The sequence below is a fragment of the Longispora albida DSM 44784 genome, from assembly GCF_000379825.1.
Taxonomy (GTDB): Bacteria; Actinomycetota; Actinomycetes; order Mycobacteriales; family Micromonosporaceae; genus Longispora; species Longispora albida.
This window is the reverse complement of sequence record NZ_KB903835.1, coordinates 269,663-285,809: the sequence shown is the minus strand read 5'-3', so window position 1 is coordinate 285,809 and position 16,147 is coordinate 269,663. Positions and strand designations below refer to the sequence as shown.

Annotated in this window: 18 protein-coding genes and 1 pseudogene; 6 read left to right on the top strand and 13 right to left on the bottom strand. The window is 70.1% G+C overall.

From position 1 onward, the window contains the following. The first annotated feature begins 61 nt into the window (after positions 1-61). Together A3G1_RS0124650 and A3G1_RS0124645 are read left to right on the top strand one after the other, a co-directional pair. Positions 62-904 (top strand): aldo/keto reductase, encoded by an 843-nt coding sequence (locus A3G1_RS0124650; RefSeq protein WP_018352170.1) that lies wholly within the window; start codon positions 62-64, stop codon positions 902-904. A 33-nt stretch (positions 905-937) separates the two neighbouring features. Continuing rightward, positions 938-1,159, top strand: a pseudogene (locus A3G1_RS0124645) (hypothetical protein); the annotation flags it as partial. On the opposite strand, the gene A3G1_RS36705 reads toward A3G1_RS0124645, so the two are convergent. The 11 genes from A3G1_RS36705 to A3G1_RS0124590 all read right to left on the bottom strand — a co-directional run bounded on the left by A3G1_RS36705 (position 1,156) and on the right by A3G1_RS0124590 (position 11,401). After that, complete coding sequence (locus A3G1_RS36705; RefSeq protein WP_018352168.1) at positions 1,156-2,172, bottom strand: ABC transporter ATP-binding protein; 1,017 nt, start codon at positions 2,170-2,172, stop codon at positions 1,156-1,158. The pseudogene A3G1_RS0124645 and the gene A3G1_RS36705 sit on opposite strands and share 4 nt — an antisense overlap. Before the next feature lie 16 nt (positions 2,173-2,188). Next, on the bottom strand, positions 2,189-3,169 hold the full coding sequence (locus tag A3G1_RS36700) for an oligopeptide/dipeptide ABC transporter ATP-binding protein (RefSeq protein ID WP_040479501.1): 981 nt from the start codon (positions 3,167-3,169) through the stop codon (positions 2,189-2,191). Between the two features lie 3 nt (positions 3,170-3,172). After that, positions 3,173-4,123: an ABC transporter permease gene (locus A3G1_RS0124630; protein ID WP_018352166.1), complete on the bottom strand. Its 951-nt coding sequence runs from the start codon at positions 4,121-4,123 to the stop codon at positions 3,173-3,175. After that, complete coding sequence (locus A3G1_RS0124625) at positions 4,120-5,124, bottom strand: ABC transporter permease (protein WP_018352165.1); 1,005 nt, start codon at positions 5,122-5,124, stop codon at positions 4,120-4,122. The genes A3G1_RS0124630 and A3G1_RS0124625 overlap by 4 nt, the downstream gene beginning before the upstream one ends. A 69-nt stretch (positions 5,125-5,193) precedes the next feature. Beyond that, complete coding sequence (locus A3G1_RS0124620) at positions 5,194-6,855, bottom strand: ABC transporter substrate-binding protein (RefSeq protein ID WP_026212477.1); 1,662 nt, start codon at positions 6,853-6,855, stop codon at positions 5,194-5,196. A 108-nt stretch (positions 6,856-6,963) separates the two neighbouring features. Beyond that, positions 6,964-7,380 (bottom strand): hypothetical protein, encoded by a 417-nt coding sequence (locus tag A3G1_RS0124615; RefSeq protein ID WP_018352163.1) that lies wholly within the window; start codon positions 7,378-7,380, stop codon positions 6,964-6,966. Between the two features lie 46 nt (positions 7,381-7,426). Next, positions 7,427-7,822, bottom strand: a complete 396-nt coding sequence (locus A3G1_RS0124610; RefSeq protein WP_018352162.1) for a hypothetical protein — start codon at positions 7,820-7,822, stop codon at positions 7,427-7,429. A 28-nt stretch (positions 7,823-7,850) separates the two neighbouring features. Continuing rightward, positions 7,851-8,444, bottom strand: a complete 594-nt coding sequence (gene recR, locus A3G1_RS0124605) for a recombination mediator RecR (RefSeq protein WP_018352161.1) — start codon at positions 8,442-8,444, stop codon at positions 7,851-7,853. A 6-nt stretch (positions 8,445-8,450) separates the two neighbouring features. After that, positions 8,451-8,759 carry a YbaB/EbfC family nucleoid-associated protein gene (locus A3G1_RS0124600; protein WP_026212476.1) on the bottom strand — a complete coding sequence of 103 codons (309 nt, stop codon included), beginning with the start codon at positions 8,757-8,759 and terminating at the stop codon, positions 8,451-8,453. Positions 8,760-8,842: 83 nt separating this feature from the next. After that, on the bottom strand, positions 8,843-9,268 hold the full coding sequence (locus A3G1_RS0124595; protein ID WP_018352159.1) for an RDD family protein: 426 nt from the start codon (positions 9,266-9,268) through the stop codon (positions 8,843-8,845). A 45-nt stretch (positions 9,269-9,313) separates the two neighbouring features. Then, positions 9,314-11,401: a DNA polymerase III subunit gamma and tau gene (locus A3G1_RS0124590; RefSeq protein ID WP_051110647.1), complete on the bottom strand. Its 2,088-nt coding sequence runs from the start codon at positions 11,399-11,401 to the stop codon at positions 9,314-9,316. A gap of 68 nt (positions 11,402-11,469) precedes the next feature. Here A3G1_RS0124590 and A3G1_RS0124585 point away from each other — a divergent pair, with 68 nt between their 5' ends. The 3 genes from A3G1_RS0124585 (at position 11,470) to A3G1_RS36695 (ending at position 14,185) form a co-directional block, all read left to right on the top strand. Beyond that, positions 11,470-11,880 (top strand): hypothetical protein, encoded by a 411-nt coding sequence (locus A3G1_RS0124585; RefSeq protein ID WP_018352157.1) that lies wholly within the window; start codon positions 11,470-11,472, stop codon positions 11,878-11,880. Then, on the top strand, positions 11,877-12,182 hold the full coding sequence (locus tag A3G1_RS0124580; protein ID WP_018352156.1) for a DUF3817 domain-containing protein: 306 nt from the start codon (positions 11,877-11,879) through the stop codon (positions 12,180-12,182). The genes A3G1_RS0124585 and A3G1_RS0124580 overlap by 4 nt, the downstream gene beginning before the upstream one ends. A 116-nt stretch (positions 12,183-12,298) precedes the next feature. Further along, the gene (locus A3G1_RS36695) at positions 12,299-14,185 is read left to right on the top strand and encodes an ATP-dependent DNA helicase (RefSeq protein ID WP_083937104.1); all 1,887 of its coding nucleotides are present in this window, start codon (positions 12,299-12,301) and stop codon (positions 14,183-14,185) included. A 1-nt stretch (position 14,186) separates the two neighbouring features. On the opposite strand, the gene A3G1_RS0124570 is transcribed toward A3G1_RS36695, so the two are convergent. Further along, positions 14,187-14,435: a hypothetical protein gene (locus A3G1_RS0124570; RefSeq protein WP_018352154.1), complete on the bottom strand. Its 249-nt coding sequence runs from the start codon at positions 14,433-14,435 to the stop codon at positions 14,187-14,189. Positions 14,436-14,478: 43 nt separating this feature from the next. Beyond that, positions 14,479-14,814: a GroES family chaperonin gene (locus A3G1_RS0124565; RefSeq protein WP_018352153.1), complete on the bottom strand. Its 336-nt coding sequence runs from the start codon at positions 14,812-14,814 to the stop codon at positions 14,479-14,481. A gap of 100 nt (positions 14,815-14,914) precedes the next feature. Here A3G1_RS0124565 and A3G1_RS0124560 point away from each other — a divergent pair, with 100 nt between their 5' ends. After that, the gene (locus tag A3G1_RS0124560; protein ID WP_245563587.1) at positions 14,915-16,126 is read left to right on the top strand and encodes an AI-2E family transporter; all 1,212 of its coding nucleotides are present in this window, start codon (positions 14,915-14,917) and stop codon (positions 16,124-16,126) included. The last annotated feature ends 21 nt before the right edge of the window (positions 16,127-16,147 follow it).

Sequence of the window (16,147 nt, the reverse complement as noted above, 5' to 3'; positions counted from 1 at the left end):
TCATGACATCTCAGCAAGTGCCGCAGGGACCTGGAAACTCGGCGACCTCACCGTCAACCGGATGGGCTTCGGCGCCATGCGGATCACCACGCGGAGCGACGGCAGCGCAATGGACCGGGCGGAGGCGGTCTCATTGCTCCGGCAGGCCCGTGAACTGGGCGTCAACCACTTCGACACCGCCTCCTTCTACTTCTCCCCCGGCGGCGTCCTGGAGATCGGCAACGGGCCGCGCCTGTCGGCCAACGAACTGATCCGGGAGGCCTTCGCCGGGGACGAGGACGTGGTCGTCACGACGAAGGTCGGGCCGGGCTTCGCCGCCGACGGCTCGTTCTACTTCGCCGAGCCGGACCAGCTCCGCCACCAGGTCGAGGTCAACCTCCGTGAGCTGGGCCGCGACCACCTCGACGTGGTCAATCTCCGGATGGGCTTCCCGGTCCCGATCGAAGACCGATTCGCTGTACTGGCGGAACTGCGCGAAGCCGGCCTGATCCGCCACCTCGGCGTGTCGGCCGTGAACGCCGAGCAGCTGGCCGCCGCCCAGGCCATCGCGCCGGTCGTCTGCGTGCAGAACCCGTACGGCGTGGACTTCCGGCGGGACCGCAACGACGCCTTCGCGCGCTCGTGCGGCGAGCAGGGCATCGCGTTCGTGCCGTTCTTCGCGATCGCGGGGGCCGGGAAGGAATCGGGTGCCGCGCAGAAGCAGTCCAGCGTGGTCGAGGACATCGCGCGCGGGCACGGCGTGACGGCACACCAGATCCGGCTCGCGTGGACGCTGCACCAGGGCTCGCACGTGCTGGCGATCCCCGGTACGAGCAAGCCGTCGAACCTGCTCGCCAACGTCGCGGCCGGCGCGATCCAGCTCAGCGAGACAGAGCTGAACCTGCTGGACGGGCTGGCCTCGTAGCCGGAACTTTCGTGCCAAGCTGAGGCCATGAAGACTGACATCGTGGCCGGGCCGGGTGGCGTGATGACCGAAGAGGTCGGCGTGGTCACCGGGGAGCTGACACTGTGGACGGTCGCCGAGGACGGCAAGGCGACCGTGAAGGTGCAGTACAAGGACGCAGACGAGTGGTACACGGCGTGCCGGGTACCACTCGCCGACCCAGCCGCGGCTGTGCACGCCGCGGCCGTCGCGCTGCTGGACCGCCCTGCTGGTTAGCGGTTGACCGTGATCTCCCCGGAGGCGATCTCCTTGGTCCAGTGGCAGGCCACCTTGTGCCCCGGCTTGATCTCCGTCAGCGCGGGGCGCTCGGTGTCGCACCGGGTCGCCTGCACCCACGGGCAGCGGGTCCGGAAGCGGCAGCCGGTCGGCGGGTTCGCCGGGGACGGCAGGTCGCCACGGAGCAGGATGCGCTCCCTGCGGTCCTCCACCTCCGGGTCCGGTACCGGGACGGCGGACATCAGCGCCCGGGTGTAGGGGTGCAGCGGCTCGGCGTACAGGGCCCGGGAGGAGGCCTCCTCGACCAGGCCGCCCAGGTACATCACGCCGACGGTGTCGGAGATGTGCCGGACGACGGCCAGGTCGTGGGCGATGACCAGGTAGGTCAGGCCGAGCTCGCGCTGGAGGTCGGCCAGCAGGTTGATCACCTGGGCCTGGATCGACACGTCCAGCGCCGAGACCGGCTCGTCGGCCACGATCAGGTCCGGCCCGAGCACCAGGGCCCTGGCGATGCCGATCCGCTGGCGCTGCCCGCCGGAGAACTCGTGCGGGTAGCGGCTCATCGCCCAGCGGGGCAGGCCGACAGCGTCGAGCGTCTCCACCACCCGGTTGCGGCGCTCGGCGGCCGAGTCGCCGATCCCGTGCGCGACCAGGCCCTCGGTGAGGATCGACTCGACGTTCTGCCGGGGGTCCAGGCTGGACATCGGGTCCTGGAAGATCATCTGCATCCGGCGGCGGGCCTTGCGCAGCGTCTCGCCCTTCAGGGCTGCCACGTCGACACCGTCGAAGACGACCTGCCCGTCGGTCACCGGATTCAGCCGGAGCAGCGCCCGGCCCAGCGTCGACTTGCCGCAGCCGGACTCGCCGACCAGGCCGTACGTGCCGCCGCGTGGCACGTCGAGGTCCACGCCGTCCACCGCGTACACGTGCCCGACCGTCCGGTCGAAGATCACGCCACGGCGGATCGGGAAGTGCACCTTGAGGCCGCGCACGGACAGCAGCGTCTCCGGCATCCCGTTCTCCTGTACGTCAGTCATTGCTGTGCCTCACCGGATTCACGCAGCGGTACTCGTGCCCGGTGAACGTGGCGTCCAGCTCGGGCGGGGCTCCGACGCACGCCTCCACCGGCCGGTCGCACCTCGGCTGGAAGGCGCAGCCGGACGCCCAGGGCAGCGCGTCACGTACCGAGCCGCGGATCGGGGTCAGCGGCTCGGACTCCAGCGCGTCGAGCCGCGGAATCGACCCGAGCAGCCCGTGCGTGTACGGGTGCAGCGGAGCCGCGAACAACGGCCGCCGGGCGGCTGTCTCGATGATCCGTCCCGAGTAGAGCACGTTGACCGTGTCGCACATCCCGGCAACGACGCCCAGGTCGTGCGTGATCATGATCAGGGCGGTGCCGAACTCGTGCACCAGGTCCTTGAGCAGTTCGAGGATCTGGGCCTGGATCGTCACGTCGAGCGCGGTCGTCGGCTCGTCGGCGATCAGGAGGCGTGGCCGGCACGCCACGGCCATCGCGATCAGTGCCCGCTGCCGCATGCCGCCGGAGAGCTGGTGCGGGTACTCCTTGAGCCTGCGCTTGGGATCGGGGATCCCGACCCGGTCGAGCAGGTCGGCGGCCTCCCGTCCGGCGGCGTCGCCCTTCATGCCCCGGTGCCGTTTGAGCACCTCCGTGACCTGGAGGCCGATCGGGATCACCGGGTTCAGCGAGGACAGCGGGTCCTGGAAGATCATGGCGACGTCCTTGCCCCGGACGTCGCGCATGTCGCGTGGCGCGAGGCCGAACAGGTCCGTGCCGTCGAACACCGCCTTGCCGCCGAGTTCCACGCCGCGCCGGGGCAGCAGCCCCATGATCGCCAGCGAGGTCACGCTCTTGCCGCAGCCCGACTCGCCGACCAGGCCGACGACCTGGCCGGCGTCGACGGTGAAACTGACCCCGTCGACCGCGCGCACGGCGGCCTCGCCCCGGCGGACGAACGCCACCGACAGGTCCTGCACATCAAGCAGAGTCATGGTCTACCGCCGCAGCTTCGGGTCGAGGGCCTCGCGCAACGCCTCGCCCAGCAGGGTGAAGCCGAGCGCGGTGATGATGATCGCCACCGCAGGGAAGACGGCGAACCGGGGCGCGGACGACAGGTACCGCTGGGCGTCCGTGAGCATCACGCCCCACTCGGGGAACGTGGTGTCCGCGTTGCCCAGCCCCAGGTACGACAGGCCGGCCGCCTCGATGATCGCGATGCCGAGCAGCAGCGTGACCTGCACGATCACCGGGGCCAGCGAGTTGGGCACGATGTGGGACAGCACGATCCGTGGCTTGCGGATGCCGAGCGAGGTCGAGGCCAGCACGTAGTCGGCCTGCGCCTGGGCGATCATCGAGCCACGCAGCAGCCGGGCGAAGATCGGGATCTGCACCGTGCCCACGGCGATCATGACGGTGGCGACGCTCTGGCCGATCATGGCCGCGATGCTGATCGCGAGCAGCAGGCCGGGGATCGACAGCATCATGTCCATCAGGCGCATGATGATCGAGTCGATCCAGACGCCGATCCGGCCGCCGAGGCCAGCGGAGGCACCGGCGATCCCGCCGAGCAGCGCACCGAACACCAGGCCGAACAGTGTGGCCACGACGCCGACCAGCAGCGACTGCTGCGCGCCGACGATCATGCGGCTGAACTCGTCGCGGCCCTGGTGGTCGATGCCGAGCCAGTTCTCGGCCCTGGGACCGGGGAAGAGGGCCTGCGACTCGCTGACCTCACCCAGCCACGTCGTCGCCGTCGGGCTGTACGGGACCAGGAACGGCCCGATCACCGCCACCACCAGGAAGATCGCGATGATGATCGCGCCGGTGATCGCCATCGGGTTGCCCCGGAGCCGCTTGAACGCAGCCTTCCACAGGGTCTCGCCGGTCTCCGAACGCTGCGCTGACAGGGCCGCGAGAGCGTCGATCTTGTCGGTCTTCTTGCTCATCGCACCCTCACCCGCGGATCGATCAGGCTGTACGAGACGTCGACGGCCAGGTTCACCAGGACGTACACGAGAGCGATCATCATGATGAAGCCCATCAGGACCGGATAGTCCCGGAACTCGATCGCGTCCTTGAGGAACGAGCCGATCCCGCCGAACGCGAACACCGTCTCGGTGAGCACAGCGCCGGACAGCAGGCCGCCGACCGCCAGGCCCACCGTCGTCGCCACCGGCAGCAGCGCGTTACGCAGAACGTGCCGGCTCCGTACCGTCTGCTCGGTGAGACCCTTGGCCTCTGCCGTGCGCACGTAGTCCTCGCTGAGTACCTCCAGGACGCTGGCCCTGGTGATCCGCACGATGATCGCCAACGGCACGCTGGCCAGCGCGATACCCGGCAGGATCAGGTGCATCAGCGCGTCCCACGAGGCGTCCCACTCCTGGGTGAGGATGCCGTCGAGGACGAAGAAGCCGGTGACCCGGGTCGCGTCGAGCAGCTCGTCCTGCCGCCCCGAGGACGGGAACCAGTGCAGCTGCACGGCGAAGACCAGCTTCAGCAGGTACGCGAGGAAGAAGATCGGGATGCAGATGCCGATCAGGGAACCGCCGACCGCAGCGCTGTCGAGGAAGCCTCCGCGCCGCCGGGCCGCCAGGTACCCGAGGGGAATGCCCAGCCCGATCGCGATGGTCAGGCCGACCACGGTCAGCTCGACCGTCGCCGGGAAGCGCTGGAGGAATTCCGTGGTCACCGACCGTCCGGTCTGGATGGAGTCACCGAAGTCGAACTGGATCAGCTTGCGCATGAACCGGCCGTACTGCACGTACAGCGGCTGGTCCAGGCCGAGGGACTCGCGGATCTGGGCGCGGCGCTCCTCTGTGGCGCGCTCGCCGAGGATCGAGGTCTCCGGGCCGCCCGGCAGCCGGTGCAGCCACACGAACAGCAGCAGCGACAGGCCGAACATGGTCGGGACCAGCTGGAGCAGCCTGCGGACGATGAATCGAAGCATGGGCACCTCTCGGTTCGCCCACAGCGCCCCCGGGGATGACCACCCCGGGGGCGCCGCGCGCAGGCCGTACTAGGAAGTGAACTCGGCCGTGAAGAACTTCTCGTCGGTCAGCGGGCTCGCCTTGACACCCGTGACGTTCTTGGCGAAGGCCAGCGACGGCGGAGACGAGGACAGCGGCAGGCCGGGGAGGAACTCCATCAGCTGCTTGTTGATCTCCTTGTACTGCGCGATCCGCTTGTCGCGGTCGGGCTCGGCGTCGACCTTCGCCAACGCGCCGAAGATCTCGGCGTTGTTGAAGCCCCACTCGGCCTTCGGGCGGCCGAAGAAGGTACCGGCGAAGTTGTAGCCCTCGTTGTAGTCACCGGTCCAGCCGAGCAGCCACAGGTCGGGCTTGCCGGCCCGGACGTCGTCCAGGTAGGTCGGCGACCACTTCTCCGGCACCGGGGTGACCTTGAAGCCGGCCTCCTCCAGGCCGCCCTTGACGATCTCGAAGATGTCCTTCGGGCTCGGCATGTAGGGGCGGGTGACCTCGGTCGGGTAGTAGAACTTCACCTCGAGGCCCGTGGCGCCGGCCTCGGCGAGCAGCGACTTGGCCTTGTTGACGTCACGCGGGTACTTCTTGACGTCCGGCGAGTACCCCTCGACCGAGTCGGGCATGAACTGGTCGGCGACCTTCGCGCCGGCCGGCAGCTTCGACTTGACCAGCGCCTCGCGGTCGACGGCGTAGGCGATAGCCTGCCGGACCCGCACGTCGGCCAGCTTCGGGTTGTCCTGGCCGATGCCCAGGTAGAGCACGTTGAACGGGTCACGGGCCGGGACGTTGAACTTGGCTTCCTTCAGCTTCGGCACGTCGGCCGGCGCGACCAGGTCGTAGCCCTGGATCTCGTTGGCTTCCAGCGCCTGGCGGCGCGCGTTCTCGTCGGGGATGGCCCGGAACACCAGCTTGGCGATCTTGGCCTTGTCGCCCCAGTAGCCGTCGTAGCGGCTCATGGTGACCCGCTTGTTCGCCCGGTCCCAGCCGTCCAGCTTGAACGGGCCGGTGCCGACCATCTTCTCCAGCGCGTACTTCGGGTACGTCAGGTTGGCGGCGGTGCCTTCCATCTTGTCGCTCGCGTAGGCGGCGATCGCCTTCGGGCTCTGGATGGAGAACGCCGGCAGGGTGAACGCGCCGGGCAGGCGGCTCGTCGACTTGTTCAGCGTCAGGACGGCGGTCTTCGCGTCGGTCGCCTTGCAGCCCTTGTAGTTGGAGGCCGGGGCGGTCGCGCTCTCGTTCTTGGCGAAGCCACCGAACGTGTCCAGCCAGTACTCGGCGACGTTCTGGAAGAGGCCGGAGTAGTTGTGCCAGCGGTCGAAGTTCGCGCAGACGGCCTCGGCGTTGAAGTCCGTGTCGTCGTGGAACTTGACCTTCTCCCGCAGGTTGAACGTCCACACCGTACCCTCGGCGTTGACGCTCCACTTCTCCGCGAGCCGTGGCACCAGCTTCGCCGAGCCGAGCTCGTTACCGATCAGGGTCTCCAGGACCTGGCGCGGCACCCGGTACGTCTCGCCGTCGGTGGCCAGGGACGGGTCGAGCACCTTCGGCTCACCCGCGGTACCGAAGATGAGGGTCTTGTCCTTGCTCTTGTCGCCCTTGCTCTCTTCGCGCTTGCTCTCCGCGCAACCGGCGGCACCAACCGCCAGCGCGGCGATCGCTGTGAGCGCGATCGCGGTCCTCAACCTGCTCCGTTGCATTGTCCCACCTCGGCCTTGTGACTGGGGTCACTCGATAGCCGCACCTTAATGGGTCTCGCACTGGGTGGGAACACCTCGCGATCGGCCGGAACCAAATTGTGCCCCGGGTCACTGTGGATCATCGCTCTGAACTGGACCGGAGACTCCGCTGAGGTACGCGGCGCTGATCATCAGGACGCCGGTGAAGCCGGCCAGCGCCGCCCAGCACACCGGGAACCGCCAGCCGTCCACATCGGCCGTGACGAAGAGGTACAGCGACACCGGGAGGAGCACGGCCTCAGCGATCATCGCGGCCCGGGCCGGCACGCTCACCCGCCAGGCGACCCGCGGGAACATCTGCGGCAGCCCGCCGCCGTAGACGCGGACGCAGGCAGCCGTGGCCATCGCGAGCACGAGCCCCAGGAAAGCCAGGATGATCTCGAGACGCGACGGCGCGGAACCAGCCAGCAGCAGACCGTAAAGGGCCACGGCACACGCGGCACCACACCAGCCGGCCATGTAGGCCCAGCGCGCGAAGGACGTCATCCGCTCATAGTGGAGGATCGCCAGCGGCCGATCAAAGGATCCGCGGTCAGGTGTACGACTCGGGGAACTCCAGGTACTCCTCGTACGCGGCGGTGCTGACGACGCCGATCCCGAAGAGTGCCGCCGCGAGGCAGGCCAGGAGCCCCTGCCCGGTCAGCAGGTCGCTGTACTCCAGGAAGATGACGGCGAACGGCAGGACGGCCGAGACCGCCGTGACCGTCCGTGACATCCAGCCGAGCTGCCAGGGCCGGATCCGCTGGCCTTCCGGCTGCACGCTCAGCTGCATGTAGAAGCCGGTACCGCCCAGCAGTGCGGCGCAGAGCAGCACCAGCCAGTACCAGGAGCCGGCTGGCTCGTCCCCGGTTGCCAGAGCGAACAACACCAGGGACGCAGCCATGCCGAGCATGCTCAGCCGGCCCATCCAGCGCGCCAGGTCCACCATGCATCCATGATGGACGATGACGCGGGTTCTAGAGAGCCCGGCGGCCCTCGAAGGCCCGGCCGAGGGTGATCTCGTCGGCGTACTCCAGGTCGCCGCCGACCGGGAGGCCACTGGCCAGCCGGGTCACCGACAGGCCCATCGGCTTGATGAGCAGCGCCAGGTACGTGGCGGTCGCCTCGCCCTCGGTGTTCGGGTCGGTGGCCAGGATCAGCTCCTTGACCTCGCCGTCCCGCAGCCGGGTCAGCAGCTCGCGCACCCGGAGCTGGTCGGGGCCTATGCCCTCCAGCGGGTTGATCGCGCCGCCGAGCACGTGGTACCTGCCGCGGAACTCGCCGGTCTTCTCGATCGCGACGACGTCCTTCGGCTCCTCGACCACGCAGATCACCTCGGTACCGCGCCGCGGGTCACGGCAGATCCGGCAGGTGTCGGACTCGGCGACGTTGAAACACAGGTTGCAGAACCGGACGAGCTCCTTCACCCGGTTCAGCGCGCCGGCCAGCCGGTGCACGTCGGCCGGGTCGGCGGAGAGAATGTGGAACGCGAGCCGCTGCGCGCTCTTCGGGCCGATGCCCGGGAGCTGGCCCAGCTCGTCGATCAGGTCCTGGATGGCGCCCTCGTACACGTGCCCCTACATCCCCGGCAGGCCGAGGCCGCCCAGCGCGCCGGCGATCGGGCCCATCGTCTTCTCGGTGAGCTTCTGCGCCTCGGCGCCAGCCGCGTGCACCGCAGCCACGACCAGGTCCTCCAGGGTCTCCACGTCGTCGGCGTCCACGACCTTCGGGTCGATCTTGATCGCGGTGAGCACGCCGGCCCCGGTCATGGTCGCGGTCACCAGGCCACCGCCAGCGCTGCCGGACACCTCCGCCTCGGCCAGCTGCGCCTGCGCGGCAGCCATCTGCTGCTGCATCTGGGCGGCCTGCTGCATGATCTTCTGCATGTTCGCCACGGCGGGATCCCCCTGGAGTAGGTACGTCGCCCCTCAGCGTATCGGGGTGCGCGCCGGGGGCTTGCGTGGCGTACCTACAGGCGGGTCACGTGAGTTCGCATGGCCTTGTCGGCGAAGGTCTGGCGCTGGGCGTCCCAGATCGGCATGAACCAGCCGAGCAGCACCGGCACCGTGTCGAAGACGTGGGCGAGGTCGCGCAGGAAGGCCCGGCCGACGCCGATCGGCTCACCGGAATCCACCGAGACCAGCCGCGATCGCAGTACCCTGCGGCCGATGGTCTGCCCGGTCCGGCCGCCGAAGACCCAGCGGTTGACCACCACGAACGCGGCCCAGGCCGCCAGCGCGCTCAGATAGGCGGGCTGGTTGCCGGAGAGCTGGGCCGCGATCACCAGGCCGAGAGGCAGGCTGTCGATCACGTACCCGGCGGCCCTGCGGCCCCAGCTCGCGTACTTGGGCAGCTTGTGCGCGGGAACCCGCTGACCACGGGACTTCTTCGCCATGAGACCAGAAGTGTGGCCCGCGACACATCGACCGTCAAGAGTGGGTTACGAGAGCTTCTCCGCGCCGAGGTGCTCGGAGAGGAGTTTCATGGCCTGTTCCTCGACGGTCTGGTGGGCCACGGCGTTGTCGACGATCTCGTCGCCCGGTTCGTCGCCGGGCTCGAAGCCCTCGTAGGTCACAGTGGACGCGGCCGGTGCCTCGGCTGCGGGTGGCTGCGGGGCCTGGGCCTGCATCGGGGCAGGTGGTGGTGGCTCGTCCTCGTCCACCGGCGGCGGCATGTCCGGCCAGGGCTCGTCATCGTGTACCGGCGGAGCCGCCGCGACCGGTGCCGACCGTGGCGCGGGCGCCTGAGCCGGGGCGGGCCGGGCGGGGGCCGGCTGGGGCCTGGGAGCTGCCGCCGGCGCGCTGGCCGCCGGGCGGGTACCCGCGCCACCGATGTCGCAGCGGATGGTGAGCTTCCAGCCGAGTACCTGGTAGACGGCCTCCTGCACGATCTCGGCGGCCTTGGTCACCGCGTCGGCGTGGAACTTGTTCTGGCACAGCAGGTCGAGGGTGTCCCCGTCGAGCGCGCGGACCGTCACGTCCCTGACCAGCGCGGCGGCCCGGGGACTGCGGTTGCGTACCTGGGTGAGCACCTGGTCCCACGCGTGCTGGACCGTGGAGACGTCCCGGGCACCGGAGGCTGCGGGAGCGGCCGGAGCCGGGGCCTGGACAGGCGCCGGAGCCGGGGGCTGCTGGACCGGGGCCGGTGTGGGCTGCACGGGAGCCGGGGCCTGGACAGGCGGGGCCGGCGCGGGGGCCGGCTGTACGGGGGCCGGGGTCTGGGCCGGGGGTGGCGTGGCCGGGGTGGGGGCGGGTTGCACCGGGGCGGCCGGGGGCGGTGCGACGGGAGGCTGGGGCGGCGTCGCAGGTACAAAATCAGAGGTTTGGATCTTGGTTTGCCCGCGTTCGAGGCGTTCGACGCGCTGGAGGAGAGCCGCGGACGACTGGTCGGCGGCCGGGAGCAGCATCCGGGCGCAGATCAGCTCCAGGGTGAGCCGGGGTGCCGTCGCGCCGCGCATCGTGGCCAGCCCGTCGTGGACCAGGTCGGCGAGGCGGGACAGCTCGCCGGGGCCGAGGCGCAGCGCCTGCTGGGTCATGCGCTCGACCTCGTCGGCCGGCACGTCGAGCAGGCCCTTGGTGATCGCGTCGGGGACCTGGTGCAGGACGATGAGGTCGCGGAGGCGTTCGAGCAGGTCGGTGGCGAAGCGGCGGGGCTCGTGCCCGGCCTCGGCCACCTTGTCGATCGTGGCGAACAGCTTCGCGCCGTCGACGTCGGCCAGCGCGTCACAGGCCTCGTCGATCAGGGCCGCGTCGGTCACGCCGAGCAGGGCAACGGCCCGCTGGTAGGTGACGCCCTCCTCGCCGGCACCGGCGATGAGCTGGTCGAGGATCGACAGTGTGTCACGGGCCGAGCCGGTGCCGGCCTTGACGACCAGCGGGAAGACCGCAGGTTCGACCTTCACGCCCTCTGCGGCGGCGAGCTGCTCACAGTAGGGCCGCAGGATGCCCGGCGGGATCAGCCGGAACGGGTAGTGGTGGGTCCGGGAGCGGATGGTGCCGAGCACCTTCTCCGGCTCGGTGGTGGCGAAGACGAACCGCACGTAGTCCGGCGGCTCCTCGACCAGCTTCAGCAGCGCGTTGAACCCGGCGGACGAGACCATGTGCGCCTCGTCGATCACATACACCTTGTACCGGGACGAGACCGGCGCGAAGAACGCCTTCTCCCGCAGCTCACGGGCGTCGTCCACCCCACCGTGCGAGGCGGCGTCGATCTCGATCACGTCGATCGAGCCCGCGCCGTCCGGCGCCAGGTCGCGGCAGGACCGGCACTCGCCGCACGGGTGCGGGGTCGGGCCCTTCTCGCAGTTCAGCGAGCGGGCCAGGATGCGGGCGCTGGACGTCTTGCCGCAGCCGCGCGGGCCGGAGAACAGGTAGGCGTGGTTGATCCGGCCGTTGCTCAGCGCCTGGATCAACGGCACTGTGACGTGGTCCTGTCCGATGACCTCGTCAAACGTCCTCGGCCGGTATTTGCGGTACAGGGCAGTCACGCCCACTACTCTCTCATGCCGCACCCCCTCCCACACCGCCATCGTGATCTGGGTCAGCCTCGTGGCGGGCAGCGGCTGGCGCCGATGGCGGCGCGGGTAGCCTGCTGGGCATGCGCCGGTTCCTGTCCCCCCGGTGGCTGCTGGTGCACCTGCTCGTGGCCGCCGCTGTCGCGGTCATGCTCGGGCTCGCCTGGTGGCAGATCGGCCGGGCCCAGGGCGGCAACGCGCTCAGCATCGGCTACTCGCTGGAGTGGCCGGTCTTCGCCGCGTTCACGATCTACTTCTGGATCAAGGCGATCCGGCAGGACCTGCAGCGCAACCCCCTGCTGGCCGAGCCGGAACCCGAGGAGCCGGACAACCCGGTGGCCAGGCTGGCAGCCGAGCGCGCACAGGCCAGGCAGGCCGCCCGCGCCGCTGACCCGGAGACCGCCGAGTACAACCACTACCTGGCCTGGCTCAGCGCCAACCCGCACCGCCAGCCGTCGGATTACCCCGGACCACCGAAACTGGAGAAGTCATGAGCGCCGCCATCACCCGGTTCCGGATCGCCGCGTACGTCGTCGGCTGTTTCCTGATCGCGCTGGTCGTCGTGACCATGCCGCTCAAGTACCTCGCGCAGATCCCCGAGCCCGCCGCGATCATCAGCCCGATCCACGGCTTCTGCTACATGGTGTACGTGGTGCTCACCTTCGACCTGGGCCGCCGCTCCGGCTGGCCGCTCGGCCGGACGATCGGCTACATGCTCGGCGGCACCGTCCCGTTCGTCTCGTTCTACGTCGAGCGCCGCGCCGTCGCGTCCGCCGTGGAACCTGTCGCCGCCTGAAGTCCTGTCGTACGTGGCGAGTACGGTAGTCAACCGTGACTCGCGACGTGGAAAAGCTGCTGGCCGCCGCCGTCGGAGCCGTACCGGGCGGTGCCGAACGGCCAGGCCAGAAGCAGATGGCCCTCGCGGTCGCCGACGCGATGAAGACGGGCGAGCACCTGCTCGTGCAGGCCGGCACCGGTACCGGTAAGTCGCTCGCCTACCTCGTCCCGGCCCTGCTCTCCGACACCCCCGTCGTGGTGTCCACCGCCACGCTCGCGCTCCAGGCCCAGCTCGTGAACGGCGACCTGCCGAGGCTGGCAGCGGCCGTCGAGCCCGTCCTCGGCAAGAAGCCGGTGTACGCGCTGGTCAAGGGCCGCCACCACTACCTCTGCCTCGCCAAGCTCGACTCCTCCACAGTGGACGAGCCGGACCTGTTCTCCGCCGGGGCCGACGACGGGCCGAAGTGGCTCGGCCAGGCAGGGAAGCTCGGCCAGCAGGTCCAGCGGATCCGCGACTGGGCACAGACCACCACCGAGGGCGACCGCGACGAGCTGGACCCGGGTGTCGACGACACGGCCTGGCGGGCCGTGAGCATGCCGGCCCGCGAGTGCATCGGCGCGCAGAAGTGCCAGTTCGGGCCGGAGTGCTTCGCCGAGCAGTCCCGCGAGCGGGCCAGGGCCGCCGACATCGTCGTCACCAACCACAGCCTGCTGGCCTTCGACTCGATGGCCGGGCGGCACATCCTGCCCGACCACGACGTCCTGATCATCGACGAGGCGCACGAACTGGCCGAGCGGGTCACCAGCGCCACCCAGGCCGAGCTGACCACCAGCGCACTGGACACCGCGGCCCGGCGTGCCCGTCAGCACATCGAGGCCGGGGCGTACGAGCGGCTGGTCGAGGCCTCCGACTCGCTGGCCGTCGCGCTCGGCGACGCCAGGCCGGGCAGGATCGAGCAGCTGCACGGGCAGCTCCGCGAGGCTCTGACCATTGTGGACTCGGCCTGCCGGTTCGCCATCGAGGCGATCGGGGACATCAAGAACGACGACCCCTCCGCCGTCGACAAGCAGCCGGCCAAGGTCAACCTGACGCAGATCACCGAGACGGCCCAGCGGCTCCTCGAAGAGGCCGCCCACGACGTCGCCTGGGTCGAGAAGGACGACCGGGGCAACCGGCGCGCCGTCCTCGTCGCCCCGCTGTCGGTGGCCGGCACCCTCACCGAGACCCTGTACCCGGAGCGGGTCGTCATCGCCTCGTCGGCGACGCTCGCGCTCGGCGGGGAGTTCAAGGCCGTCGCGCGCTCGCTCGGCCTGCCGCTCGACGAAAAGCCCGAAGCCGGGCTGCGCTGGACGTCCCTCGACGTCGGCTCGCCCTTCGACTACCCGAAACAGGGCATCCTCTACGTCGCCTCCCACCTGCCACGGCCCCAGATGTCCGGCCTGCCGGACGCCGCGGCCGAGGAACTGGTCGAGCTGGTGCAGGCGCTCGGCGGCCGGTCCCTCGGGCTGTTCAGCTCGCGCAAGGCCGCCGAACGGGCAGCGGAGGTGGTCAGGGAACGCACCGACCTCACAGTGCTGCTCCAGGGCGAGGAGTCGCTGCCGCTGCTGGTCAAGCGGTTCAAGGCCGAGCCGGACACCTGCCTGTTCGGCGTGATGTCCCTCTGGCAGGGCGTCGACGTGCCCGGTGACGCCTGCCAGCTGGTCGTCATCGACCGGCTGCCCTTCCCCCGCCCCGACGAGCCGCTGCTCGCCGCCCGGTCGGCGGCCGTCGACGCGGCAGGCGGGTCGGGGTTCGCCTCGGTCAGCGTCCCGCACGCCGCCGTCCGGCTCGCTCAGGGCGCCGGCCGGCTGATCCGGACACTCGGCGACAAGGGCATGGTCGCGGTACTCGACTCGCGGCTGCACACGCAGCGGTCGTACGGGCCGTTCCTGCGGAAGTCGCTGCCGCCGTTCTGGTACACGACGGACCCGGGCGTGGCCAGGTCAGCGCTGAAGCGGCTCAAGGAGAGCAACGAGAAGTAGGTCAGAGCCAGCCGAACATCGTGGCCGCGCTGGACAGGATGCCCGCGACCATCCCCACCAGGGCCAGCGTGGCGAGGATCCGGACGGCCAGCCGCTTGCCCGGCGGCAGGGAGGACGCCGAGCTGGCGACCTTCCCGAGCTGCTCCAGCTCCCCCTCGATCAGCAGGGGGCTGGTCCGGGTCTGAGGCAGGCCCGGATAGCTGTCGGCGGCGTTTTCGGGCCGTGGACGGCCCCCGTGCGGCGCATACATGTATTCGAGTATGCGGCACGGGGGACCGAGATCGTTTTCCCTGCTAGAGGTAGAGACCTGTGGCGTCGGGTTCTACCCGTTTGGCCGCCACAGCGTGGATGTCGCGCTCGCGGAGCAGGATGTAGTCACGGCCGTGCAGCTCCACCTCCGAGCGGTCCTCGGGGTCGAAGAGCACCCGGTCACCCGTGGACACCGCGCGCACGTTCGGGCCGACAGCCACGGCGGTGGCCCAGGACAGCCGCTGGGCGATCGAGGCGGTCGCCGGGATCACGATGCCAGCGGCGGAGCGGCGTTCACCGTCGCCGCCCTCAAGCTGGACGAGCAGCCGGTCGTGCAGGAGGCGGATGGGCAGCCCATCGTTGGTCTCGGTGTCGGTCACGCCTATTCACGCTACCTGGCCCCTTGCGAGCGCGACTATGGTGGTGTTCAGGCTCGATGGACCCGGGGGGTGCCCACTGACCAGGATGAGGCGGTTCGGCGTGCGCGCTCGCAACGCGTGGGAGGCCGTCCGCGCACCCGTCAGGGCCGCGGCCGAGCGCCGCGACCAGGAATTCACTCCGCCTCCGGCCCCGCAGCCGGAGCCGGATGCCGTGCCGGATCCCGATCCGGACCCGGAGCACGACGTGCCGCGCGGGGTGCGGGTCGCCGCCGCGTGGGCCTGGCGCCTGCTGGTGATCGGGGCAGCGGCGTACTTCATCCTGTACATGATCGGGCTGCTGTCGGCCGTGGTCATCCCGCTGATCGTGGCGCTGCTGCTGTCCGCGCTGCTCAGCCCGGCCGTCGGCTGGCTGCGGCGGCTGCGGGTGCCGGGGTCGCTGGCGACGGCGATCGTCCTGATCTGCGGCATCGCGGCCATCGCCGGCGTGCTGACCGCTGTGATCCGGGAGTTCGTCGCCGGGATCCCGGTGCTGTCGAAGAAGGCGGCCGAGGGCATCGAGCGGATTCAGGAGTACCTGAAGAACGGGCCGCTCAAGATGTCCGACCACCAGCTCAACCAGGTGCTGGACACCATGCGTGACTGGCTGGTCGGCAACAAGGCCAACATCACCGACAGCGCGGTCTCCACGTTCGTCACGACGGCGCACGTGCTGACCGGGATGCTGCTGGTGCTGTTCGTCACGTTCTTCTTCCTGCGGGACGGGCAGCGGATCTGGGCGTTCCTGGTCGGGCTGTTCCCGGTGAAGGCCCGCGAGTCGCTGGGCGGCGCAGGGCACGCGGCGTGGCGGACGCTCGTCGCGTACGTCCGGGCCACCGTCCTGGTCGCCTTCATCGACGCGGTCGGCATCGGCCTGTCCGTGTACCTGCTGGGCGTCACCCAGTTCGCCCTGCCGCTCGGCGCGCTCGTCTTCCTCGGCGCGTTCATCCCGATCATCGGTGCCACCGTGACCGGGGCCGTCGCGGTGCTGGTCGCGTTCGTGATCAAGGGCCCGGTGACGGCGCTGCTGGTCTTCGCGGCCGTGATCGCGGTGCAGCAGCTCGAGGGGCACGTCCTCCAGCCGTTGATCATGGGTAAGGCTGTGGCGATCCATCCGCTGGCCGTGATCGTGGCGATCGGGGCTGGCCTGGTCCTCGCCGGGATCGTCGGCGCGCTGGTGGCCGTGCCGCTGGTCGCGACCCTGAACACGGGCATCCGCTACGTCATCGGGCGCAACGTCGTGCCGACCGAGGCCGCGCAGTCCGATACCAGTTAAGTTTTTATCCGGACGCTATCT